The sequence below is a fragment of the Stomatobaculum sp. F0698 genome (genome assembly GCF_030644385.1).
Lineage (GTDB): Bacteria > Bacillota > Clostridia > Lachnospirales > Lachnospiraceae > Moryella.
Genome location: NZ_CP130060.1, coordinates 149,408 through 171,251 on the forward strand (window position 1 = coordinate 149,408; position 21,844 = coordinate 171,251).

At 58.4% G+C, this 21,844-nt stretch carries 23 protein-coding genes and 1 tRNA gene; 15 read left to right on the forward strand and 9 right to left on the reverse strand.

The genetic code is table 11. The features are described from left to right. Positions 1–13: 13 nt before the first annotated feature. The 6 genes from QU660_RS00705 to QU660_RS00730 all read left to right on the forward strand — a co-directional run bounded on the left by QU660_RS00705 (position 14) and on the right by QU660_RS00730 (position 5,586). The gene (locus tag QU660_RS00705; protein WP_304946441.1) at positions 14–796 is read left to right on the forward strand and encodes an electron transfer flavoprotein subunit beta/FixA family protein; all 783 of its coding nucleotides are present in this window, start codon (positions 14–16) and stop codon (positions 794–796) included. Positions 797–820: 24 nt separating this feature from the next. Then, positions 821–1,876: an electron transfer flavoprotein subunit alpha/FixB family protein gene (locus QU660_RS00710; RefSeq protein ID WP_304946442.1), complete on the forward strand. Its 1,056-nt coding sequence runs from the start codon at positions 821–823 to the stop codon at positions 1,874–1,876. Between the two features lie 102 nt (positions 1,877–1,978). After that, on the forward strand, positions 1,979–2,455 hold the full coding sequence (locus QU660_RS00715) for a hypothetical protein (protein ID WP_304946443.1): 477 nt from the start codon (positions 1,979–1,981) through the stop codon (positions 2,453–2,455). Positions 2,456–2,640: 185 nt separating this feature from the next. Next, on the forward strand, positions 2,641–3,996 hold the full coding sequence (locus QU660_RS00720) for a sodium-dependent transporter (RefSeq protein ID WP_304946444.1): 1,356 nt from the start codon (positions 2,641–2,643) through the stop codon (positions 3,994–3,996). 92 nt (positions 3,997–4,088) lie between these two features. Then, positions 4,089–4,565: a pyridoxamine 5'-phosphate oxidase family protein gene (locus QU660_RS00725; RefSeq protein ID WP_304946445.1), complete on the forward strand. Its 477-nt coding sequence runs from the start codon at positions 4,089–4,091 to the stop codon at positions 4,563–4,565. A 19-nt stretch (positions 4,566–4,584) separates the two neighbouring features. Then, positions 4,585–5,586: a hypothetical protein gene (locus QU660_RS00730; protein WP_304946446.1), complete on the forward strand. Its 1,002-nt coding sequence runs from the start codon at positions 4,585–4,587 to the stop codon at positions 5,584–5,586. A 134-nt stretch (positions 5,587–5,720) separates the two neighbouring features. On the opposite strand, the gene QU660_RS00735 is transcribed toward QU660_RS00730, so the two are convergent. Together QU660_RS00735 and QU660_RS00740 are read right to left on the reverse strand one after the other, a co-directional pair. Continuing rightward, positions 5,721–6,812, reverse strand: a complete 1,092-nt coding sequence (locus QU660_RS00735; RefSeq protein WP_304946447.1) for a PTS transporter subunit IIC — start codon at positions 6,810–6,812, stop codon at positions 5,721–5,723. A 92-nt stretch (positions 6,813–6,904) separates the two neighbouring features. Further along, positions 6,905–7,423: a transcription repressor NadR gene (locus QU660_RS00740; RefSeq protein WP_304946448.1), complete on the reverse strand. Its 519-nt coding sequence runs from the start codon at positions 7,421–7,423 to the stop codon at positions 6,905–6,907. A gap of 138 nt (positions 7,424–7,561) precedes the next feature. Between QU660_RS00740 and QU660_RS00745 the strand changes: the two genes are divergently transcribed. After that, positions 7,562–8,872, forward strand: coding sequence for a hypothetical protein (locus QU660_RS00745; protein ID WP_304946449.1), 1,311 nt, complete (start codon positions 7,562–7,564; stop codon positions 8,870–8,872). Between the two features lie 25 nt (positions 8,873–8,897). Here the strand turns inward: QU660_RS00745 and QU660_RS00750 are convergent, their stop codons facing one another. After that, a complete protein-coding gene (locus tag QU660_RS00750; protein WP_304946450.1) occupies positions 8,898–10,769 on the reverse strand; it encodes a glycerophosphoryl diester phosphodiesterase membrane domain-containing protein in 1,872 nt (623 codons plus the stop codon). 204 nt (positions 10,770–10,973) lie between these two features. Here QU660_RS00750 and QU660_RS00755 point away from each other — a divergent pair, with 204 nt between their 5' ends. The 8 genes from QU660_RS00755 to QU660_RS00790 all read left to right on the forward strand — a co-directional run bounded on the left by QU660_RS00755 (position 10,974) and on the right by QU660_RS00790 (position 19,177). Next, entirely contained in the window at positions 10,974–11,936 is a 963-nt protein-coding gene (locus QU660_RS00755; RefSeq protein WP_304946451.1) for an L-lactate dehydrogenase, read from the forward strand. Positions 11,937–12,297: 361 nt separating this feature from the next. Continuing rightward, complete coding sequence (cobM, locus tag QU660_RS00760) at positions 12,298–13,071, forward strand: precorrin-4 C(11)-methyltransferase (protein WP_304946452.1); 774 nt, start codon at positions 12,298–12,300, stop codon at positions 13,069–13,071. Then, positions 13,068–13,814, forward strand: a complete 747-nt coding sequence (gene cobJ / locus QU660_RS00765; RefSeq protein WP_304946453.1) for a precorrin-3B C(17)-methyltransferase — start codon at positions 13,068–13,070, stop codon at positions 13,812–13,814. Before cobM ends, cobJ begins: the two co-directional genes overlap by 4 nt. Before the next feature lies 1 nt (position 13,815). After that, positions 13,816–14,904 (forward strand): nicotinate-nucleotide--dimethylbenzimidazole phosphoribosyltransferase, encoded by a 1,089-nt coding sequence (gene cobT / locus QU660_RS00770; protein ID WP_304946454.1) that lies wholly within the window; start codon positions 13,816–13,818, stop codon positions 14,902–14,904. Further along, complete coding sequence (locus tag QU660_RS00775) at positions 14,901–16,013, forward strand: pyridoxal phosphate-dependent aminotransferase (RefSeq protein ID WP_304946455.1); 1,113 nt, start codon at positions 14,901–14,903, stop codon at positions 16,011–16,013. The genes cobT and QU660_RS00775 overlap by 4 nt, the downstream gene beginning before the upstream one ends. Further along, the gene (locus tag QU660_RS00780; RefSeq protein ID WP_304946456.1) at positions 15,995–17,500 is read left to right on the forward strand and encodes a cobyric acid synthase; all 1,506 of its coding nucleotides are present in this window, start codon (positions 15,995–15,997) and stop codon (positions 17,498–17,500) included. The genes QU660_RS00775 and QU660_RS00780 overlap by 19 nt, the downstream gene beginning before the upstream one ends. Further along, entirely contained in the window at positions 17,497–18,123 is a 627-nt protein-coding gene (locus QU660_RS00785) for a precorrin-8X methylmutase (protein ID WP_304946457.1), read from the forward strand. Before QU660_RS00780 ends, QU660_RS00785 begins: the two co-directional genes overlap by 4 nt. A 136-nt stretch (positions 18,124–18,259) precedes the next feature. Next, entirely contained in the window at positions 18,260–19,177 is a 918-nt protein-coding gene (locus QU660_RS00790) for an ADP-ribosylglycohydrolase family protein (RefSeq protein WP_304946458.1), read from the forward strand. A 15-nt stretch (positions 19,178–19,192) separates the two neighbouring features. Here the strand turns inward: QU660_RS00790 and QU660_RS00795 are convergent, their stop codons facing one another. The 6 genes from QU660_RS00795 to citX all read right to left on the reverse strand — a co-directional run bounded on the left by QU660_RS00795 (position 19,193) and on the right by citX (position 21,832). Beyond that, entirely contained in the window at positions 19,193–19,351 is a 159-nt protein-coding gene (locus QU660_RS00795; protein ID WP_304946459.1) for a hypothetical protein, read from the reverse strand. A 41-nt stretch (positions 19,352–19,392) separates the two neighbouring features. After that, positions 19,393–19,671 carry a helix-turn-helix domain-containing protein gene (locus tag QU660_RS00800; protein WP_304946460.1) on the reverse strand — a complete coding sequence of 93 codons (279 nt, stop codon included), beginning with the start codon at positions 19,669–19,671 and terminating at the stop codon, positions 19,393–19,395. Then, positions 19,598–19,897 carry a DUF2442 domain-containing protein gene (locus tag QU660_RS09835; protein ID WP_334306926.1) on the reverse strand — a complete coding sequence of 100 codons (300 nt, stop codon included), beginning with the start codon at positions 19,895–19,897 and terminating at the stop codon, positions 19,598–19,600. The genes QU660_RS00800 and QU660_RS09835 overlap by 74 nt, the downstream gene beginning before the upstream one ends. A gap of 3 nt (positions 19,898–19,900) precedes the next feature. Further along, positions 19,901–20,161, reverse strand: a complete 261-nt coding sequence (locus QU660_RS00810; RefSeq protein ID WP_304946462.1) for a DUF4160 domain-containing protein — start codon at positions 20,159–20,161, stop codon at positions 19,901–19,903. Positions 20,162–20,276: 115 nt separating this feature from the next. Further along, a tRNA-Thr gene (locus QU660_RS00815) sits at positions 20,277–20,349 on the reverse strand. A 46-nt stretch (positions 20,350–20,395) separates the two neighbouring features. Further along, positions 20,396–21,832, reverse strand: a complete 1,437-nt coding sequence (gene citX / locus QU660_RS00820) for a citrate lyase holo-[acyl-carrier protein] synthase (RefSeq protein WP_304946463.1) — start codon at positions 21,830–21,832, stop codon at positions 20,396–20,398. Positions 21,833–21,844 lie beyond the last annotated feature (12 nt).

Below are 21,844 nucleotides of genomic sequence, written 5' to 3' on the forward strand. Positions count from 1 at the left end.
GGAGGGACAGATCGTGAAAATTATCGTTTGCATTAAGCAGGTTCCGGATACCAAGGGCGGCGTTGCATTTAACCCGGACGGAACGCTGAACAGAGCTGCCATGCTCGCTATCATGAACCCGGACGACAAGGCCGGACTTGAGGCTGCACTTCGCTTAAAGGATGAGCTCGGCGCAGAGGTCACTGTGCTCACGATGGGCCTTCCGAAGGCGACCGATATGCTGCGCGAGGCATATGCGATGGGCGCGGATAAGATGATTCTGGTCACCGACCGCGTGCTCGGCGGCGCAGATACCTGGGCTACCTCCAGCACGATTGCGGCTGCACTCCGCAACCTGGAGTACGATCTCATCATCACCGGCCGTCAGGCAATCGACGGTGATACCGCACAGGTCGGACCGCAGATCGCAGAGCACCTGGGTCTCCCGGTTGTCTCCTATACGCAGGACCTCAAGATCGACGGCGAGTACGCAATCGTACAGCGCCAGTTCGAGGACAGATACCACGTTCTCAAGGTGAAGCTCCCCTGCCTGTGCACGGCACTCGCAGAGCTGAATCCGCCGCGTTACATGACGGTCGGCCGTCTCTTTGACGCGTTCGATCAGGATGTGACGACCTGGGGCAGAGCGGATCTGCCGACCCTTCAGGACAAGGACATGGGTCTTGCGGGCTCTCCGACCAAGATTGCGAGAGCATCCGATAAGGTCAAGAAGGGCAAGGGCGTCAAGGTGAACCTGGACGCACACGAGTCCGTAGAGTACTTGATGGATCAGCTGATTCAGAGACACATCGTCTAAGAGAGCGGGAGAGAGGTGAAGGCAATGAATTTAGAAGAGTACAAGGGCGTATATATCTTTGCCGAGCAGGTGGACGGCAAAGTCAGCAATATTGCATACGAACTGATCGGTGAGGGCAAGAACCTCGCAGAGAAGCTGAACACGGAAGTGACCGCGGTTCTGATCGGTTCCGGTGTCAAGGGTGAGGCGGAAAAGCTCGGCGCTTACGGCGCAGACCGCGTCATTCTGGTCGACGATCCGGAGCTCAAGGACTACAGAACCGAGCCGTACACGCACGCACTCTCGGAGGTCATCAATAAGTTCAAGCCGGAGATTGTTCTGATCGGTGCTACCGCAATCGGCCGCGATCTCGGCCCGAGCACCTCGGCGCGCGTTGAGACCGGCCTTACGGCAGACTGCACGCAGCTCGAGATCGGCGACTTCCCGCTCACCGTTCCGGCAGGCAAGGAAGACACCCAGAAGCACAACCAGCTTCTCATGACCCGTCCGGCATTCGGCGGCAACACGATCGCGACGATCGCTTGCCCGAACAACCGTCCGCAGATGGCTACGGTTCGCCCCGGTGTTATGCAGAAGAGAGCCAAGGAAGACGGCAGAGCGTTTGAGCTTGTCGAGTTCAACCCGGGCTTCAAGCCGAACGATCGCTATGTGGACATCCTCGAGGTCGTGAAGAAGATCGGTGATACGGTCGACATCATGAACGCGAAGATCCTGGTCTCCGGCGGCCGCGGTGTGGGCAGCGCAGAGAACTTCAAGATTCTCGACGAGCTCGCAGAGGTTCTCGGCGGAGAGGTTTCCTGCTCCCGTGCGGTAGTCGATGCAGGCTGGAAGCCGCAGGCACTCCAGGTCGGACAGACCGGTAAGACGGTTCGCCCGCAGATTTACTTTGCAATCGGTATCTCCGGTGCAATCCAGCACCTGGCAGGTATGGAGGACTCCGATCTCATCATCGCAATCAACAAGGACGAGGATGCGCCGATCTTTGACGTCGCAGACATCGGTCTTGTCGGCGATCTGAATCAGATTGTCCCGGCATTTACGAAGCAGCTGAGCGCTTATCTCGCTTCGAAGAAGCAGTAAACAGCGTTTCAGAGAGACTAAGCGGAAAGACGGCTCCCCGGATGTTCAGTCCGGAGAGCCGTTTCTTACAATAAGGAGTAAAAAAGAAAGGAGAGGGCAGAAATGGCATATACGCAAGCGGATTTTGAAGAGTGGATTTTCTTCATTTCGGATAAGATGGATTACTTTACCGGAGATTTTGCGAAGGAACAGGGACTTACGCTCGACTACACGCCGGAAAGTCTGGATGCGCTCGAACACTGGCTGCTCGGCAAGTATGAAAAGAGCATGGATCTGGTCGAGGACAAGGAGCCCTATGGCTACGATTACCGCCTGGCGGACCTCTGCGGCATCTATGTGGGGGATGTGTACCGGCGGCAGCTCGGCGGGACCTGGTACATGATACTGGATCAGCCGAAAAACGCTTACTATAAGCTCCCGTCTCTGCGATACGAGACAAGAACCGGCCCGTATTACATCTGCCCGGTGACCTTGGCCACAGCCTGCATCCAGAGAAAACGCGGCGATTATATGCGCTGGGTGCTCGGGAATTATATCGAGGAGAAGAAACAACGCGAGGATAGGAAGCGCTTGCCGTAAGCGCGCGTCCAAGCACAGTATGGCAAGGGAAAGAATCCGTGTGAACACGGTCCGGTTACGCTTGCCGCGGCCTGTATCCGGAGAAAGTGCGACGATTGTATGCGGCGGGGTGACTTTATCGCTTCTATGTGTTAAACTATAACCCGTTTTTCGGATATTGTTTGGTAGACGGGAGAGTTGGATTCATGAAGCGAGAAAGTTTTGGGTCCCGGCTGGGATTCATTCTGGTGAGCGCGGGCTGCGCCATCGGAATCGGAAATGTGTGGAAATTCCCCTATGTGACGGGGGCAAACGGCGGGGGTCTTTTTGTGTTCTTTTACCTGCTCTTTTTGCTGATTATGGGCATCCCGGTGCTCACGATGGAGTTTTCGGTGGGACGCGCGGGCAAGAAGAGTGCGGTCGGCGCTTATAAGGCTTTGGAACCGAAGGGCAGCTTTTGGCATCTGCACGGCTGGATCTGTCTGCTGGGCTGCACCCTGCTCATGATGTACTATACGACGGTCTCCGGGTGGATGGTCTCTTATTTCGTCAAGTTTCTCCGCGGTGACTTTTCTGGCTTAAACCATGAGGCGGTGGATACGGTCTTCACGAATATGCTCGGCAATCCCGGGGAGATGGGCTTTTACATGGCGCTCACGGTAATTCTCGGCTTTATCATCTGCTCCTTCGGCCTTGAGAAGGGCCTGGAGCGCATCACGAAGGTCATGATGGCGGGACTTCTGGGCCTCATCCTCCTGCTTGCGGCGCACAGCCTGGTGCTGCCGGGCGCCATGGAGGGCGCAAAGTTTTACCTGCTTCCGGACCTCGGCAGAGCCATGGAACAGGGACTCGGCAAGGTCATCACGGCTGCCATGAACCAGGCCTTCTTTACCTTGAGCCTCGGTGTCGGTGCCATGGAAATTTTCGGCTCCTACATGGGCAGAGAGAAGAGCCTCGCCGGAGAGGCTGCCTGGATTTGCATCCTGGATACCTTTGTGGCACTCTTAAGCGGCCTCATTATTTTCCCGGCCTGCTTCAGTTACGGCGTACAGCCGGATGCCGGCCCCTCGCTCATTTTCATCACCCTGCCGCGTGTCTTCCTGCACATGGGACTCGGACGGCTCTGGGGCGCGCTCTTCTTCCTCTTCATGACCTTTGCGAGCTTCTCGACGGTGATTGCGGTGTTTGAGAATCTGATGGCAAACCTCATGGATGCGTTTCACTGGAGCCGTAAGAAGGCGGCGCTGCTTTGCTGCAGTGTGGTCTTAATCGGCAGCATCCCCTGTGTGCTCGGCTACAATGTCTGGAGCAATCTTCATATCCTCGGAAACCGGGATGTGTTGGACAGCGAGGACTTCATTGTCTCGAATCTTCTGCTGCCGCTCGGCTCCCTCATTTTCCTTTTGTTCTGCACAACCAAGTGGGGCTGGGGCTTTGACAACTACCTCGCGGAAGCAAATACCGGCGAGGGCATTAAGATCCCGCGCGCGCTGAAATACTACTTTCAATTCGGCCTGCCGATACTGGTGCTCTTCATTTTGTTCCAGGGACTCTTTGCCTGAGACGCTCAGAGTAATCGGATGCGGAAATCCCGTCGCCTCTCTTAGGCGGCGGGATTTTGTGTTATACTGAATAAGTTAAGGAGGTGACGGATATGCGGCGCACGGACAGAGAACTCAGGGATCCCGCGGAAATAGAGCGTATACTCGAGGAAGCGAAGGTGCTTCGCCTCGGGCTTACGGACGGGGACTATCCCTATATTGTTCCCCTGCACTACGGCTATGTCTACGAGGGCGCTGTGCTCCGCTTCTACATGCACGGCGCAAAGGCCGGGAAAAAGTACGAGCTTGTGAAGGCAAGTTCCCATGCCTTTGTCGAGCTCGACTGTGAGGTCGAGACGACGGGCGAGGGCGATGTTGCCTGTGTCTACGGCGCGAACTATGCGAGCCTCATGGCGCGCGGAGAAGTGAGGCTTGTTGAGGACAGCGAAGAGAAAATCGCGGGACTCAGGCTCCTCATGCGGGCACAGACCGGCAGAGATTTTGAAATCACGGCGCAACAGGCGGCGGGCGTCGCCGTGTTTCGCTTTGACGCCACGGCGTACAGCGCAAAAAAGAGAAGGATAGGATAAGCAGGAGGAGAAAGACAGAATGACCGAGATCAAGAAGTTCGATTTGACCTGCCCGAGTTGCGGGGCGGATATGAGCATTTCGGAAGACCAGAAGATGGCGGTTTGCCCCTATTGCCGAAAAAAGATCTACTTCTCGATGGAGAACGGAAAGCTGACTGCGAAGGAAGCAGAGGAGCGCTCCTACGGCGAGACCAGAGGAAAACTCCGTGCGGAAGCGGAGGCCGAGGCAGCTGCGGAGAGACGAAAGAGCTTCCGGAAGTGGAAGCATCGTCTGATCGGAATCGGCATATTTGTCGGTCTGGTTCTGGGGGCCGGTCTCTACGGCGAGGCAAAGAAGCAGCGCGTGGATCCCTTCCCCTATGTCACGGTCGAATTTTCCGGCGTGAGCGGCGAAGGCAAGGCAGAATTAAAGCGTGGCAACTACCCGGCTTCCGTGAACGAATATTATCTCGGCTATCAGGTAGAGCCGAGAGAGCGTCTCTCAAACGGAGACACGGTGACCGTGCAGGCGACGAGCGACCGTTACCGGCTCACGAAGAGCGTTGAGAAGTACACCGTCACGGGGCTCGACAGTTACTTAAGCGATCTCGATTCCCTGGACAGCACAAAACTCGAGATGCTGCACAGCACGAGTCTTGCAGCCATTCGAAAGACCTATTTTCCGAACAGCATATCGGGCATCAAGCGGAGCGAGGAGATTTCGGCGAAGCCGGTGAAATTGGTGCTGCTCTCGAAGGGAAATAAGAATGAGCTGAGCGACATCTTTGAAATGACGTATCGCGGCCCGGACGGCAAGGAGAAGACCGTGTACCAGTGCACGCGTTACCGGAATGTGCTGTTTCGGAGCGGCGATAACACAAGCTTTGACTACAGCACCTATATGGCGACGGGGCACTCCGTATACCTCGGCAGTACCACGAACGACGATACGGCGAGCGGCTACGACACGCTGGAAGAGGCCGTGGCGGATTCCAGGAAGACCTCCGAGAGCGATATGACCGTTACGGAACGGGATGAATAAAGTCCTTGGCGCATTCGTGCGTTCAAGTCATAGAAAAAGCCCCCGGGCTTGCCTCTGAAAGCAGGCAGCCCGGGGGCTTTTTTGTATTTGCGTTCGAAAAGAGAGGTTTCCGCACTTTGGGAGCGCGCCTCTTTTTACGCGAGCTTTAAGTCTCCGTCCTTCACGAGTCCCATGCGGCGCACCGCCATGTGAATCAGCGGGCAGAGGATGGCAGGGAGTATCACGGAGATTAAGAGGAGGGCGGCCCAGTCACCGCCGCCGATGGCAGCGCGCTGTCCCGCGGCGACATCCTTCACCCAGCCGGTGTAGACGCCGAGCGGTCCCACGAGACCGCAGGTGCCCATACCGGAGGCAACCGCCGCGCCGTTCTGCTGGAGGTGGAACACGCAGGTCGCGATGGGACCGGTAATCATGGAGGTCACGCAGGGCGCAATCCAAACCTTCGGGTTTCTCACGATATTGCCCATTTGAAGCATCGAAGTTCCTATGCCCTGGGAGACCAGGCCGCCGAAGCCGTTCTCCGGATAGGAAATCACGGCGAAACCGACCATCTGCGCGCAGCAGCCTGCGAGCGCCGCGCCGCCCGCAAGACCGGTTAAGCCGAGTGCCGCACAAATCGCGGCGGAGCTGATCGGCAGCGTCAGCGCAATGCCGACCACGAGCGAGACCAGGATGCCCATCAGGAAGGGCTGGAGTTCCGTGGCCCACATGACGAGGTCACCGACCTTCATGGCTGCCTTGCCGAGTGTCGGCGCGAGCAGCGCGGAGAAGAGGAGACCCACCGCGATTGTGACGAGCGGGGTCAGCAGAATATCGACCTTGGTCTCCTTAGAGACTGCCTTGCCGCATTCCGCCGCGAGTACCGCGACAAAGAGCACGGCGAGCGGGCCGCCCGCGCCGCCGAGCGCATTCGAGGCAAAGCCCACGGTAATCAGCGAAAAGAGCACGAGGGGCGGGCAGTGAAGCGCCCAGCCGATTGCGGTCGCCATGGCGGGGCCGGACATGGCGGAGGCAAGGCCGCCTACGGTGTATTCGGTACCTGCGATTGTTGCGACCGGCGAGGTCAGGAAGGACAAGTGAAACTGCGCACCGACGGTGTTGATGATGGTGCCGATCAAGAGGGAACAGAAAAGTCCCTGTGCCATTGCGGCGAGCGCGTCGATGCCGTAGCGTTTGGCGGAGATCTCGATGTCCTTGCGTTTCAGAAATGCTGTCAGTTCTTTCATACATCCTCCTAAGCACAAAGTAGTGTCAAGACATATGTATAGTACAGGAAGAAAGAACTGTCAAGTTTTGAAGGCCTTGTTTCGAAAAAGCTTCAATCCGAGAGCAGGATACCCGCCGCCCGAAGCCGCTTCGTGACACGTTCATAGGCCGCCTCGTCGGGGCAGAGGAGGGTGTGAAGGTGTATGCCGCTGGTCAGAAAAGAGAGCGGAAGCGCTTCACTCGCGCCGCAGCGCGCAAGGAATTCGTTCACTTCATGGCGGGTGCCCAGTTGCAGCTGGCCGCGCAGTTCGCCGTAGAGGGGATGCTCGACCACCACATCCGCAACCGTGCAGCCTTCATCGACCGCAATGTAGAGCTCCTCGCGCATTTCCGCCGCGTTGTGACGGCAGGCAATGGTCTTCTCGAGATAAGGCTTTTTCTGCGGCTTCGCGAGCAGATAGCCGCGGGAGGTCGCAATGATCTCGTTTCCCGCAGCGCGGAGCAGGGCAATATCGCCCACAATGCTCTGGCGGCTCAAGTGGTATTTCTCGGCGAGCGCCGTCGCACTCACCGGTTTTCGGCTCTCGGAGAGCTGGGTGAGAATATCGGCTCTTCGCGCGTCGTTTTGCATGGCTTACCTCCCGAACTACTTTTTTCTCAGTATAACAGCAAGCGGGTAGAGAGAAAACGTGCATTTTTTTGCAATTTGTTTATTATCTTGCAATCCGAGGGCGGAAGGGGCTAAAATGAGACAAAAGGAGGGCGGAGCATGAAAGGGAGAGCAGTGGCCGCGTTGACGCTCGCGGCGGTGCTTCTGACGGCTTGCGGCGGTCAGGAGACGGCAAAGGGGCTAAAGACCTTTACCGAGCCGGGTACGTTGAACGGCGAGGTGGTGTCCACCAAGAAGGGGGAGAGCGCGGTTCTCGTGAAGGACGGCGGCGCGGTGTTTGTGAACAACGCGGAGATTTCGCGGCGCTATTCCGGTAAGGCCGGCAAGACGGAGACCGCGGGTGTTTTTGTGTTGTCCGGCAAAGCGGTGGTCAACAACTCGAACCTGAGAACGGAGGCCGCAGGGGCAGGCGGAATCCTGGTGGCGGATGAGGGCGAACTCGAATTCGCGGACAGTGCACTCGCAACCGCGGGCGAAAAATCCCCCGGCCTTTCGACGCGGGGGAAGGGCGGCATTTATGCCTGGGATAATATTGTGGGGACAACCGGGAGCGATTCACCGGCCCTTATGATCGGAGCGGGCGAGGGGAGCATGACTCTGGACGGCGGCACCTTTACGGCGACCGGTGAGCAGTCGCCTGCCGTACGCGCGGCAGGAAAGGCATGGATTCACGCGGCGACCTTAACCGCCGGAAATGCGGAGGCACTTTCGTTGACGGACGGCGCTGCGCTCTCCCTCTACGACTGTAATCTCGCGGGAAATATGCCGGAACCGGGCGGCAATCAAAAGAATGCCGCAATCCTCTTTCGGCGCGCGCAGGAGACAGACGGGACCGCCGGAGAAGTACAGCTTCTTCTGTCGAGCGGCACGGTGCGGGCGCAGCAGGGGAATCTTTTCTATGCGGACGGCGCGAATGTCACGGTCATTGTGAAAGACAGCACGCTTGCGCTCGATGCGGAGCGAAGCGATTTATTCCGCGCTTCGAACGGCGCAAAGAGCCGTTTCATTGCCTACGGGGAACGCATGGAAGGGCGCATCGGGACCGATGCGGATGCGAGCGTCAAGCTGTATCTCCGCGACATTTCGAAGTTTACCGGAGACATTGTAGAGGAAGCGGGGCCGGGAAATGCGGAGGCACCGGGGACCACACTCTGTATCGACGGCACCTCCATCTGGGTCGTGACCGGGGATTCCAAGCTTCGCGCGCTTTATGCGGAGGGGCTGGTCAAGGATACCGAAGGGCTCGATGTGACCATTCAGGGCGAGGACGGCACGGTGTTTCAAAAGGGAAATTCGCGCTACACGGTCACGGTGACGGGGGAGTACCGGACCAGTGCGGACTTCGGCGGTATTCCGAGCGCGGACGAATTTTCCGCCCACGCGGCGGAGCGCCCCGAGAGCCTGCGCTGAGTGAGGGTCGCTTCCCGAACTTGCCTCAGAAGAAGAGGAAGTCCCAGAAATTCGCGAGCTTGTCCTCCAGAACCTGGTAGGGGGTTCGCTCGGCGAGATATGCGCTCTCTTCGCGGGCCAAGTTGAGATCGTCGGTGATGATGTAGTCTACGGCGCTGTCAAAGAAGCGGCGAAAACCTTCGGAATCGTTGACGGTCCAGACGCCAATCTGCTTGCCCGCCGCGTGAATTTCCGCAATGCGGGCATTGCTCACGCTCTCTTCCTCGAGGAGGAGAATGTCGCAGTTTAACTTCGGGAGATTGCCGACCCCGGCAAAGAGGAGTACGCCGGTGTCAAACTCCGGATAGTGGGTTTCCGTATAATTGATGACGCGGTAGGAGAGGGAGATGATTACGACCTCCGAGACCATATTTTTTTCGCGGACGATGCGCACGACATCGTCCGCTGTTTTTTGGTCCGCGGTCATGCCCTTCAGTTCAATGAAGAGCTTTTCCTTGCCGCGGCAGGCGTCGAGCATCTCACCGAGTGTCGGTACGGAGTAGGTAGTCGCCGGGAAATTCGGGTCGACCAGCACGAGGCCCTTGATTTCCAGGAGATTCATGGAAGGCGGCGTTCGCTTTACCCCGGCGAGCCGTTTAAAGCTGTCATCGTGGTTGATGACATAGTAGCCGTCCAGCGTCCGCTGGACATCGGTCTCTGCGGCATAAGCGCCCGCGGCCTCAGAAGCGGCAATGCCCGCGAGCGAGTTTTCGGGGGCCAGGTAACCGCCCGCGCGGTGGGCAACCAGCTTGGCCTTCTGCTCGCGCACAAAGAGCGGCGCGTAGAGGAAGGCAATCACAAAGGAAAAAAAAGCAATCAAAAAGACAGAGAAGCCCATGACGGAAAGAAGAAGTTTTCGGCGCGGACTTTTCGGGAGAGCGGCGGGTTCAATCGGCGTTTCGCGGCTCAGACTCAGAAAGAGCTTTGTGAAGCGGAGCATAAAGTAACTGTTGCAGAGCATCCCCGCCATGGAGCGCATATAGTTTCCGAAGAGCACCGCAAAGGCCGCGGCAAAGCGGTACAGGAGGAAGGAGCGAGTCTCCGCATTCTGCAAGAGGTCCAAGCCGTTTCCCGCCCCGGCCGCGCGGTCTAAGAGCGAGGACTCCTTCGAGACAAGAAAGAGCATGGGCAGAAGCTGAAAGAAGAGCGCAACGAGCAGGCGCACCGCTGTAAGGAAAAGGAGTAAAAGCACCAGTTCCTTTAAAATCCGAAGGCGATTTTTTTGAACCAGTGCCGAAGAGCGGCGGTAAGCCGCGCGCGGCGTGCAGCCCTCAAGGAGCACGGCGTGCAAAAAGAAGGCCAGGCGATAGCCGAGCCAGAGAAGAAAGAGCATGAAGAGGGAATAGAGCAAGAAATAGTGCGGGGTGCTCTCGATCACCTCGGAGATAAACTTCGGAATATAAAAGTTCCGGGTCAGATGGATGCGGAAGCCCACCCCGGAAATGGGGACCAGAACCGCGAGGTAAAAGAGAAAGAGGAAGCCTTGCGGGGTGGCCAGTTTTCGGAGCGAGCAAAGACCGTCGGCAAGCGCGGCGCGAAAGCGCGGGCGCTCGCCCTTTAAGAGGGCGTTGCAGAGGTAAAGCGGCGCCAGGAGCTCAAAAAGCAGGTAGAGAAAAATGAGCAGGGCGAGTAAAGCGAGCAGCGCCGGGAAGCGCCAGGAGGCGAGGAAACGGAGATAGTTTGCGCTGGTCACAGCCCCGCTCTTTGCCGTGAGCGCGCGGACAAAGCGCCACACGAGGCGGCTCAGCGGAAAAAGGCAGAGAGAGGCGAGCAGCTGAAACATCCAGAACTCCGGGAAGACGGAGAGCGCAAAGCGAAGAAACGAATACGGATTTGTCTTGGTAGTTTCGGAAGGCATGGGAACTCCTTACATTCGGTTGCGAAAATTGAAAACGAACAGGCTACAGTATAACACAGGATGGGAAGGTGATTGTTTCTATGTGGTTATCGATAACAAACATACTATATTTTGGGAAAGTGTGATAAAGTAGAGTCGTATCGTAGAATATCCTCTCCGCAGGGGCGGAGAGCGCATGAACCGCAAGGGGAAAGAGTGAACGTCATGGGAAAGGATAAGAGAAGAGTTGTACTGGTTGGCTGCGGCATGGTCGGTATGAGCTATGCCTATGCAATGCTGAATCAGCAGACCTGCGATGAGCTTGTCTTGATTGACTATGTGAAGGAAAAAGCCGAGGGAGAGGCCATGGACTTGAATCACGGTCTTGCCTTCTCCGGTTCCCATATGAAGATTTGGAGCGGTACCTACGCCGACTGCAAGGAGGCGGATATCGTGACCATCTGCGCGGGTGTCGCGCAGAAGCCGGGCGAGAGCCGCATGGATCTGCTCGCGCGGAACACGGCCATCTTTAAGTCGATCGTGGAGCCGGTCACGGATTCCGGCTTTAACGGCATCTTCCTGATTGCGACCAACCCGGTCGATGTCATGACCAAGGTGACCTGCGATCTCTCGGGCTTTAACCCGAAGCGCGTCATCGGCAGCGGCACCTCGCTCGACACCGCGCGTCTCCGCTACCTGGTCGGCAGCTACTTTAAGGTAGACCCGCGCAGCATTCACGGCTATGTGATGGGTGAGCACGGCGATTCCGAGTTTGTGCCGTGGAGCCAGGTCTGCATTGCGACGAAGCCGGTGCTCGATGTGATTGCGGAGTCGAACGGCGTCTACAAGAAGGAAGAACTCGAAAAGATTGAGGTCGATGTGCGCACGGCGGCGGATAAGATCATTGCGGCGAAGAAGGCGACCTACTACGGCATCGGCATTGCGCTGACCCGCTTAACGAAGGCCATACTCGGCGACGAGAGCTCGGTGCAGACGGTCTCGGTCTATCTCCGCGGCGAGTACAAGCAGAACGGCGTCTTTGCGGGTGTTCCGGCGGTCATCAACGCGAGCGGTGTGCAGTCGGTTATCCGCTGCCAGATTACCGAGGAAGAGCAGGAAAAGTTTGATGCATCCTGCAAGGAGTTGAAGGATAAAATCGCCGAGGCAGAGCGCGATTTGAGTCACTGAGTCGGAGAATTCGGAGGGGCCTGTCGGCGACGACGGGCTCCTTTTCTGTTACAATGGAGCAATGTAAGAGGCAGAGAGAGCGGCGCGCAGCTGCTGTTTGTGCGGGCGGCCGGAAATAGCTGAGCGGCTGCGAGAGACAGAGGGAAGACCATGTCGTCCTGTCGTCCGAGGCAGTCGTTTGAGACGGCGGAAGGCCGACGGAAAGCATGGGAAGCAGGAAGGCGTGAAGACGGGGAAAACAAGTAGGCAGAGGGGACTCAAGGCAGACGGCAAAGCTTTTACGGCAGATGCAAATCGTGTCGCTGCGGTTGTTCGGTGTTTAGGCTTTTCGCATTTCGGACCGAGATAGGAGGAAACAGAGGTGGAAGCGGGAAAGGTATATTTTGTCGGCGCGGGGCCGGGGGCAGAGGATCTTTTGACCCTGCGCGGCGCGGCACTTTTGGAAAAAGCGGATGTCGTGGTCTATGCGGGCTCCTTGGTGAACCCAGCGCTCTTAAAGCGCTGTAAGCCGGAGGCGGAGATATACGACAGCGCGCGGCTTGACTTAAACGAGGTACTGGATATTCTGATTCCGGCCGCAAAGGCCGGAAAGCGTGTGGTGCGCCTGCACACCGGAGACCCTTCCGTCTACGGCGCACACCGGGAGCAGATGGACGCCCTAAAGGCGGCCGCTGTGCCCTTTGAGGTCTGTCCCGGCGTCTCCTCCTTCTTCGGTGCGGCGGCTTCGCTCGGGGCGGAGTACACCCTGCCCGGCGTCTCGCAGACAGTCATCCTGACCCGCGCGGCGGGGCGCACGCCGGTCCCGGAAAAGGAAAGGCTATCGGCACTCGCGGCGCACGGCGCAAGTCTGGTACTCTTTCTCTCGGCGGGGCGCGCCGCCGAGGCGGTGGAAGAGCTGCTTCGGGGCGGTTACTATACGACGGAGACTTCGGCTGCCGTTGTATACAAGGCGACCTGGCCGGACGAGCGCATTCTGCGCACCACACTCGGCGAACTTGCCAAAGATGCGGAGGCCGCCGGGATTACCAAGACTGCGCTGCTCTTAATCGGAGATTTTCTCGGCGCCGAATATGAGAACTCAAAGCTCTACGATCCGAGCTTTACGACTGAATTCAGAGAGGGGAAACAAGCATGAAACCATATACGATTGCGGTGGTCGGAATCGGCCCCGGAGACCGGGAGTCCATGACCTTAAAGGCGCTTCACACGATTGAGGCGGCCGATACGATTGTCGGCTACAGCACCTACTTAAAGCTGATTGAAGACTTATTGGAGGGAAAAGAGGTCGTTCAGAGCGGCATGACCGAGGAGATACAGCGCTGCGAAGAGGCGATTGCCCTTGCGCTTCAGGGAAAGCAGGTCGCCGTGGTCTCCTCGGGCGATGCCGGCGTTTACGGCATGGCAAGCCTTATCCTAGAGCTCGCGGCGGCACATAAGGAGCTCACGGTTGAAGTGGTGCCGGGCGTCACGGCAGCGCTCTCCGGCGCAGCCCTGCTCGGCAGCCCGCTGACCCTCGACTTTGCCTGCATCAGCCTCTCGGATCTGCTGGTCCCCTGGGAGCAGATTGAGCGGCGCTTAAAGAGCCTCGCGGCTTCGGGTATGGCGGTGGTCATTTACAATCCGGGCAGCCGGAGCCGCAAAGACTGCCTTCCGCGGGCGGCGGAAATCTTCCTCGAGGCACGCAGCGCGGACACGCTCTGTGCGATTACGCGTAACATAGGCCGGAAGGGGGAGAGCAAGGAGTTGCTGACACTCGGTGAACTGAAAAGTCGCGAGGTCGATATGCGCACCACGGTCTTTATCGGCGCGGAGGACAGCATCGAGTTGAACGGCTACCTCCTGACGCCGCGCGGCTATGACAAGAAGAGGAAGGGCTAAGGTGGCGTTGCAAGCTGGCGAGACGAGCTTTTTCGAGGCGACTTCGCGCATTTTGCCGCCGGACCCGGCTGCGGCGGAGGCCGCGGCGAACAAGTTTCTCTCGATTGCGATGCCGCTTCACGGGCTCGGCGTGCTCGAAGAGGATTTGATACGCATGGCGGGGATTCAGGGGACCGCGGCGCTTCGCTTAAAGCCGCGGAAACTGTTTGTCTTCTGTGCGGACAACGGTGTCGTGAAGCAGGGCGTCACCCAGACCGGGCAGGAGGTGACCACGGCGGTCTGTGAGCACCTCGCCTACGGCGGGAGCACGGTGAATCGCATGGCCGCGCTCGCGGACTGCGCGGTGGTCCCGGTCGATGTGGGCACCGCAGGAGAGCCGCGGGGCAAGGAAATCCTTCGGCGGAAGGTACGAAGCGGAACGCGGGATTTTACGGAAGAAGCCGCAATGACGCGGGAAGAGTGTTTACAGGCGCTTTGTATCGGCATGGAGCTTGCGGCCGAAGAAAAGCGTCGGGGAACGACCCTCCTTCTTGCGGGAGAGATGGGGATAGGCAATACGACCACCAGCGCGGCATTAACGGCAGCGCTGCTGGAACGGGATTCCGCGGAACTTATAGGGCGCGGCGCGGGGCTCTCGGACGAGGGACTTGCGCGAAAGCGGCGCGCGGTGGAGAAGGGGCTGGCGCTTCATAAGGACTTGCGCGGCGATGCGCTCGGGCTTTTGTCTGCGCTCGGCGGATTTGACTTGGCAGCGCTCGCGGGACTCATGCTCGGCGCGGCCGTCGAACAAATACCGCTGCTACTGGACGGCATTATTACGGAGGCAGCCGCGCTCGCCGCCTGTTCCCTCGCACCGGGGGTTCGAGACTACCTCTTTGCGAGTCACTGCTCGGCAGATCCGCTCGCGGGGGCTCTCCTCACGGCACTCGACTTAAAGCCCCTCATCTCTGCGGGGCTTCACCTCGGCGAGGGCACGGGGGCGGTTGCGGCGCTCCCGCTCCTTGACATGGCAGAGGCGGTGTACAGCGGTGCGGATAGCTTTACGGAGCTCGGCATTGCGGCCTATACGGAGCAGGGAGGAAAGCAATGAATTCCGCCTACGAACACGGCGGCGCCTGCTTTCCGCAGGGCGGCGTGCAGGCAGCCGGGATTACGGACTTCTCGGTGAACATTAACCCGCTCGGTATGCCGCCCGCGGTGCGGGAAGCGCTGCACCGCGCGGTTGACGCCTGCATCCACTATCCGGATCCCTTTGCGAGCGGCCTCCGCGCGGCGCTTGCCAAGCGCTATGCGGTCAGCGAGACACAGGTCTTTTGCGGAAACGGCGCGGCGGATGTGATTGAGCGGCTCGCGGAGGTGCTGAAACCAAAGCGCGCCCTGCTTCTTGCCCCGAGCTTTTCGGAGTACGAGCGAGCACTCACGCGGCGCGGCTGTCACTGTGCGTTTCATGTGCTGCGCCGCGAAGAGGGCTTTCAACTCACGGAGCGTGTTCTCGACGATCTAAACGAGGAGACCGAGCTTTTCTGGCTCTGCCTCCCGAATAACCCGACGGGACTGGTTCCCTCGGAAGAGCTCTTTCTGCGCATTCTTTCGCGCTGCGCGGAAATGAACATCACTCTGATCACCGACGAGTGCTTTTTCGGCTTTCTGAACCGGGACCATGCGCCCTCGCTCAGGTACCATCTGCGGGCGGCGGAAGGCAGGGCGCGGCGCATTCTCCTCGGGGCGTTTACCAAGACTTTTGCGATGCCGGGCGTGCGGCTCGGCTACTGCGTGAGCTCGGATCCCGCGCTCGGCGAAGCACTCTTTGCGGCCGGACAGCCCTGGCCGGTCTCGGTGCTCGCGGAGGCGGCCGGGGAGGCGGCTCTCGCCTCTCCGGATTGGGAAAGAGAAAGTGCGGCAAAAATCGCCGTCTGGCGGGCGGAACTCGCTGTGGGCCTGCGCTCTCTCGGGCTCTGGGTCTCGGAGAGCGAGAGTAATTTTCTGCTTGTTTCGGACGCAGTGCCGAACGCAGCAAAAAATGCGGCAAGACTTCGCTTCGCTGCGGCGTGCGGACTTCCGCTTCGCGACTGCGCGAACTTTCGCGGGCTCTCCGCGGGCTATTTTCGAACTGCGGTGAAGACGCCCGAAGAGAATCAGCGTCTTTTATCGGCGCTCGCTGACTTTGGGAAGGAGGGCGAATGGCAAAAGCAATCATGATTCAGGGCACCTGCTCCAACGCGGGAAAGAGCTTGTTTGCGGCGGCGCTCTGCCGTGTCTTCCGGGAGGACGGCTACCGGGTGGCGCCCTTTAAATCTCAGAATATGGCGCTGAACTCTGCGGTCACGCCGGACGGGCTCGAAATCGGAAGAGCGCAGGCCATGCAGGCGGAGGCCGCCGGTATTGCCCCGGATGTGCGCATGAACCCCATACTCTTAAAGCCGAACTCGGACACGGGCTCTCAGCTGGTGCTCTGCGGAAAACCGGTCGGGGACTACAGTGCGATTGAATATCAGAAAAAGAAGAAGGAACTGCTCTCGGAAGTGTTGAAGGCCTATCACAGCCTCGCGGCCGAGCAGGATATCATTGTGATTGAGGGCGCGGGTTCCCCGGCGGAGATTAACCTCCGCGCCGACGACATTGTGAATATGGGACTCGCCGAGGCGGTCGATGCCCCTGTCATCTTGATTGGCGACATAGACCGCGGCGGCGTGTTTGCCGCGCTCTACGGGACGGTGAAACTCCTCTCCGAGGCCGAGCAAGCGCGCATCAAGGGGCTGGTGATCAACAAGTTCCGCGGGGATATCAAAATTCTGGAGCCCGGCTTAAGGCAGATTGAGGCGCTCACCGAAAAGCCTGTGCTCGGGGTTCTTCCCTATCGCCACTTTGATTTGGAGGATGAGGATTCCCTTTCGGAGCGGCTTCGGAAGACGAAAGCGGAGGCGGAAGCCCTGCTTCGCATTGCCGTAATTCGCCTTCCGCGGCTCTCGAACTTCACGGATTTCGACCCGCTGCAGGCGGCGCCGGAGGTAGCGCTTAGCTATGTGAACAGCCCGGCGGAAATCGGGGCTGCGGACCTTTTGATTTTGCCGGGATCCAAGAGTACGCTCGAAGACCTCGCGTGGTTAAAGGCACAGGGCTTTGCATCGTACATCCGGGACTTTGCGGCGTCCGGCCGCCCGGTACTCGGAATTTGCGGCGGGTATCAAATGCTCGGCGAAACATTGCGGGACAAAGAGAGCGGCGTAGAGGCTGCGGGGCTCGGGCTCCTACCGGTCGAGACCGTATTTTACGCGGACAAGCAAACGGTCTGCGCATCCGGAACAATTACGGCTTCGAGCGGCTTTTGGGCAGCGCTTTCCGGGCAAAAGACCGAGGGCTATGAAATCCACATGGGACAGAGCCGTATCGGCAAAGAAGCCGATTGCTTCCAGCGCCTTTCCGCACGAGAGGACAGTGAGCGGCAACGCGCGGACGGCTGCACGACGGGCGCTGTCTGCGGAAGCTATCTGCACGGCCTCTTTGACGAAGTAGGGGTCACAGAGGCGCTTCTTAAGGCGCTTGCCGCGAGAAAGGGGCTTTCTTACCCGCACCGATTAAAAAGTCGCAGGGAGCGGCAGGAAGCGGGCTTCCGGCTCCTATCGCAAACGCTGCGGGAACATTTTGATTTGCGGGAACTGTACCGCATCATGGGAGTTGAGAGATGAGTATAGAATTTTGGAAGCCGGAGGAAATCGAGGCAGAGAGCTTTCGGCGCATCAGCGAGGAACTCGGCGATCGGCAGTTTCCCGCCGGGGTCGATTTGGTTGTGAAGCGTGTCATACACACGACGGCGGACTTTTCGTTTGCGGACACCCTGCTTTTTTCGGAGGGCGTGGTCGAACAGGGGAAGGAAGCGATACGGCAGGGTGCCTGCATCGTGACGGATACCAATATGGCGCTTGCCGGCATCAATAAGGCAAGGCTCGCGGGCTTCGGCGCTACGGCGCGCTGCTTTATGGCGGAGGCGGATGTGGCCGCCGAAGCAAAGGAGAGAGGCGTGACCCGCGCGACGGTCTCAATGGAGCGGGCGGCAGCGCTCTCCGCGGAGAGGCCGCTGATACTCGCAATCGGCAATGCGCCGACCGCGCTTGTAAAAATCAAGGAGCTCATGGATGCCGGGCAACTGAAGCCCGCGCTTTTAATCGCGGCGCCGGTCGGCTTTGTCAATGTGGTCGAGGCAAAGGAACTCTTTGTCGGGAGCAGCACGCCGCACATCATTGCGCGCGGCCGTAAGGGCGGCTCGACCGTCGCGGCGGCCATCGTGAACGCGATGCTCTATCAGATCTGATCGCTTCCTTACAGCTCGCTGAGAGATTACGCAGGAAACTGAGACAGAAGCAGCGGGGACAAAGGCGACGGTAGAGGAACGGAAGACAAAGAATACAGCGGGATAAATCCGGGGAAGAAAGAGAAGGGGGAGTGAGATGAGCAAGCTTTACGAAGCCGTCATGGGACTGGTGGTCGCGGACGCGCTCGGCGTTCCGGTCGAGTTTGCGCCGCGGGACAGCTATCAAGTGACGGAAATGACGGGCTACGGGACCTACCGGCAGCTGCCAGGCACCTGGTCGGACGACAGCTCCATGACGCTTGCGACCTTGGAGAGCTTTAAGCGAAAGGGCTGTGTGGATCCCGCCGATATCATGCAGAACTTTTTTCTCTGGCTCTATGAGAAACAGTTCACGGCGCGGGACTATGTCTTTGACGTGGGCAATGCCTGCCGAAAGGCCATTTGGACCTATGAGCAGGGAGTCGCGCCACAGAACTGCGGCGGAACGGGAGAGCGGGACAACGGAAACGGCGCGCTGATGCGCATGTTGCCGCTTGGCCTCTTACTCGAGGGGACGGACGAAGCAAAGGCAGCCGCGGTGCGGCAGGTTGCGGGACTCACCCACAACCATATGATTTCGCACATCGGCTGCCTGATTTATGTGTTCGTCGTAGGGGAATTGCTTCGCGGGAGTGAAAAGCGGGAGGCGCTTTCTTCTGCCTTAGAGCGCGCCGCGCGGATTTACGGGAACGAGCCCGCTTGGCAGAACTATGTCCGTCTCCCGGAAATCGAGACCTTGAGCCGCGAGGAAATTAAGAGCAGCGGCTATGTCGTGGACACGCTGGAAGCAGCGCTCTGGTGCCTCTTACGGACAGAAAGCTACAGCGATTGCGCCCTCCTTGCCGTGAACCTCGGAGAAGATACGGACACAGTGGGCGCGGTGGCGGGCGGCCTCGCGGGGCTCATCTACGGCCTTGACGGCAAGACGGGCATCCCGGCGGAATGGATTGAAGTGATACCCCGGAAAGAGTGGATACGGGAGCTCTGCGAAGGTGTGGAGGCGATACGCTGCTAGGCGTTTCGGCGGCGTTTAAAAATTCACTTCTTCTTCCGACAGGCAGTCTTCCAAAGCGGTATGGAGCCCATCGATAATCTTCGCACGTTCTTTCTTGCTCTCATCTTCATTACTTAAAGCAGCATTGCTTGCAATGCTGCTTTTTTGACGATTTGCAATATTCTTGTTTAACATAGGGCGCGCACCTCTTAAAACAGAAGCCTTATACGGCGATATCAGTCAGTGTTTTGACTCACGGTAAGTTTACAATGAAGTGCTTCGGTCACTTTCAGAAGGGTATCAAGCTGCGGAATCGTCTTCTTACTTTCGAGACGCGCAATCACCGATTGTGTCAGTCCGGAGGCAGAGGCTACTTCTGCCTGTGTCATATGGCGCAAACGGCGGGTTTCAATCAAAATATCGATAATGTTTGTGCAATCTTCAGACATGGAGAGAATCCTCAATTGGCTGACTGCAGGAATAAAGATGTTCCGGAGCAATATCAATCTCGTCATCCCAGATAACAGTTCCGTATTCTGCCCTTGCAGTGAGAAAAAAAGCAAGATTTTTGAGAGGCGCACAGAGGGGCTTCTCTAAGAGGGGCCGAGCATCATAACGCCTTACGGAACCATCTGCGAAAGTGAGTAACAAGCTATAATCTTCTTTCGGTGTGACAGAGGTCACAACCCACGCGGGGGTATTCATAGAAAAACCGTCCTCTCTTACAGGGTATAGAGTCATCGTTTAACGCAAAGGTTCAATTTTGTAAAGGGGCTGTTCGCTCATAGCCAACTCCCAGTTAGCCATGAGTTCATCTTTATGGAGTTCGGCCCAGGCAGCGATGTATTTACATTGAGGCTTCGGCATACTTCCCTCGATTAACTCACCGTCCATATTGAAGACAGCCTGCTGTCCTTGGTAGGAAGCGTGAAAGTGGGGCGGGTTATGTTCACCGGTATTGTACATGCGAATAATGATTCCGTAAAACATGGATATTGTTGGCATTCCGTAACTCCCTCCTTGTATGATTGCAAAAATTATAGCATATATGCTATAAGCGAACAAGGATACGGAATAACGAAAAGACCCGAGTCAAACGACCCGGGTCTTTATAAAGGAGAGCTGATGACGGGAATCGGACCCGTGACCTCCGCACTACCAATGCGACGCACTACCGACTGTGCTACATCAGCCTCTTGCCATAAGGCTTATGTAGAATAGCACGGAGGAAAGAAATTGTCAACGAAAAATTTTCTCGAGCCGATGCAAAAATAAGGCGGCCGAGAGGAGGTCCGCGGCGCCGCCGGGACTGATATTTCGCTGCTTGCAAGTCTCTTTGAGCTCGTAGAGCAGGTCTGTCCCTTCCGGCGTAAAAGCGCCGCCGTGCGAGAGAATGTTGCGGCAGTCTGCGCGGAGGGTGAGCAGGGCGTCCTTCCCGCCGCGGTACAGCACGTTGGTGTCACTGACATGCAGGATGAGATGCAGGAGCACATTGAGAACGCTTGCTTCCGGGGAGCGCCCTTCAGCTTCGTACTGTCGAAGCAGGGTCAGGGCAATACTGCAGAGCAGCGGGAAGCCCCTGGCCGCCGCACTGCGAACACCGCCTGTGCCGTCGCGGTGCAGCACCGCTTCGCCGTGGGCCTCTCCGACTTCTCCGGCTTTTAAGTCAGCGAGCTCCTGCCGCAGGGTATCGCCGACCAGGTGTTGCACCTCATCCAAAATCGCCTCGGCGCTTAGCTTGCCGTTTTTGGCATAGAAGAGCCCCGCGCCCGCGGAGAGAAGCCCGAGGGTAAAGACGGCACCCTTATGGGTGTTGACACCGCCCGTCGCCGCGTACATCTCGCGTTCGGCGCGTTTTCCGATCTCCCGGAGCCGGGAAAAGAGTGCGGCATCCGTTTCGCGCGTTGCATCGGGCGAAACGGGCAGGCTGAAGCAGCTTTGGTAAGCCGTAACGGCCATTTCCCGCAGGAAAGGAGTGATTGCGGCGGTACTCAAAATAAAGTCTTCGAATTTCATATCCGCGTGCGCGCCGGAATCGATGCGGTCCACAAGGCCGGGCTTCGGCGCAGCATAGACCTCGTCGAGGAGGGAGAGCGCCGCGTGATTTTCAAGGGCGGAGAAGAAAGACGCGGAGAGCGGAAAGGCCTCTCGGAGCAGGGATTCACAGCGGGAAAAAAGGGCCTCCACGCTGTGGGCGCGGCTTCTCGCGCAGACTACGGCAGCCTCCTCGCAGAGCAGGCAGCGGCGGGGCGGCAGAGAAAAATCCTCACGGGAGAGTTTTTGTCCCTTGCGGTCCAGCACGTCGATGTCAAAGAGACGCGCGAGCGGCTCGCTGTCCTCGAGCGCGACCGCGAGGCGCTTCACGTCCTCGGGCGGCGCAGCGATCAGGCAGAGCCAGCTGTCACCGCTCACGCGGCGCAGCTCATGTGTCCGGAGGATCGGGTGGCCCTCACGTTGTAAGAGCTCTGTGAGCCGCTCTTTGCCGAAGAGAAAGCCGCTACGAATGAGCGGCGTCTGCTTCACCGCGCCCGGAATGTTCATGCCGAAGGAGAGAAGGGCGGTCGGCGCGGGGAAGGAAGCGGCCGCCGCGAGCATTTCGTTCTGGGCGTGTACGCGCTCATCGCGCGCCCGCATCATATCTTCGACGCTCACGGCGTAGGGGATAAAATCAGACATGGAACTCCTTTC

What these genes read in the sequence shown, in the direction of transcription:
- QU660_RS00710 (WP_304946442.1), top strand. Translation starts at nt 821, where the DNA reads ATGAATTTAGAAGAGTACAAGGGCGTATATATCTTTGCCGAGCAGGTG.
- QU660_RS00715 (WP_304946443.1), top strand. Translation starts at nt 1,979, where the DNA reads ATGGCATATACGCAAGCGGATTTTGAAGAGTGGATTTTCTTCATTTCG.
- QU660_RS00720 (WP_304946444.1), top strand. Translation starts at nt 2,641, where the DNA reads ATGAAGCGAGAAAGTTTTGGGTCCCGGCTGGGATTCATTCTGGTGAGC.
- QU660_RS00725 (WP_304946445.1), top strand. Translation starts at nt 4,089, where the DNA reads ATGCGGCGCACGGACAGAGAACTCAGGGATCCCGCGGAAATAGAGCGT.
- QU660_RS00730 (WP_304946446.1), top strand. Translation starts at nt 4,585, where the DNA reads ATGACCGAGATCAAGAAGTTCGATTTGACCTGCCCGAGTTGCGGGGCG.
- QU660_RS00735 (WP_304946447.1), bottom strand. Translation starts at nt 6,812, where the DNA reads ATGAAAGAACTGACAGCATTTCTGAAACGCAAGGACATCGAGATCTCC.
- QU660_RS00740 (WP_304946448.1), bottom strand. Translation starts at nt 7,423, where the DNA reads ATGCAAAACGACGCGCGAAGAGCCGATATTCTCACCCAGCTCTCCGAG.
- QU660_RS00745 (WP_304946449.1), top strand. Translation starts at nt 7,562, where the DNA reads ATGAAAGGGAGAGCAGTGGCCGCGTTGACGCTCGCGGCGGTGCTTCTG.
- QU660_RS00750 (WP_304946450.1), bottom strand. Translation starts at nt 10,769, where the DNA reads ATGCCTTCCGAAACTACCAAGACAAATCCGTATTCGTTTCTTCGCTTT.
- QU660_RS00755 (WP_304946451.1), top strand. Translation starts at nt 10,974, where the DNA reads ATGGGAAAGGATAAGAGAAGAGTTGTACTGGTTGGCTGCGGCATGGTC.
- cobJ (WP_304946453.1), top strand. Translation starts at nt 13,068, where the DNA reads ATGAAACCATATACGATTGCGGTGGTCGGAATCGGCCCCGGAGACCGG.
- QU660_RS00775 (WP_304946455.1), top strand. Translation starts at nt 14,901, where the DNA reads ATGAATTCCGCCTACGAACACGGCGGCGCCTGCTTTCCGCAGGGCGGC.
- QU660_RS00780 (WP_304946456.1), top strand. Translation starts at nt 15,995, where the DNA reads ATGGCAAAAGCAATCATGATTCAGGGCACCTGCTCCAACGCGGGAAAG.
- QU660_RS00785 (WP_304946457.1), top strand. Translation starts at nt 17,497, where the DNA reads ATGAGTATAGAATTTTGGAAGCCGGAGGAAATCGAGGCAGAGAGCTTT.
- QU660_RS00790 (WP_304946458.1), top strand. Translation starts at nt 18,260, where the DNA reads ATGAGCAAGCTTTACGAAGCCGTCATGGGACTGGTGGTCGCGGACGCG.
- QU660_RS00795 (WP_304946459.1), bottom strand. Translation starts at nt 19,351, where the DNA reads ATGTTAAACAAGAATATTGCAAATCGTCAAAAAAGCAGCATTGCAAGC.
- QU660_RS00800 (WP_304946460.1), bottom strand. Translation starts at nt 19,671, where the DNA reads ATGACGAGATTGATATTGCTCCGGAACATCTTTATTCCTGCAGTCAGC.
- QU660_RS09835 (WP_334306926.1), bottom strand. Translation starts at nt 19,897, where the DNA reads ATGACTCTATACCCTGTAAGAGAGGACGGTTTTTCTATGAATACCCCC.
- QU660_RS00810 (WP_304946462.1), bottom strand. Translation starts at nt 20,161, where the DNA reads ATGCCAACAATATCCATGTTTTACGGAATCATTATTCGCATGTACAAT.
- citX (WP_304946463.1), bottom strand. Translation starts at nt 21,832, where the DNA reads ATGTCTGATTTTATCCCCTACGCCGTGAGCGTCGAAGATATGATGCGG.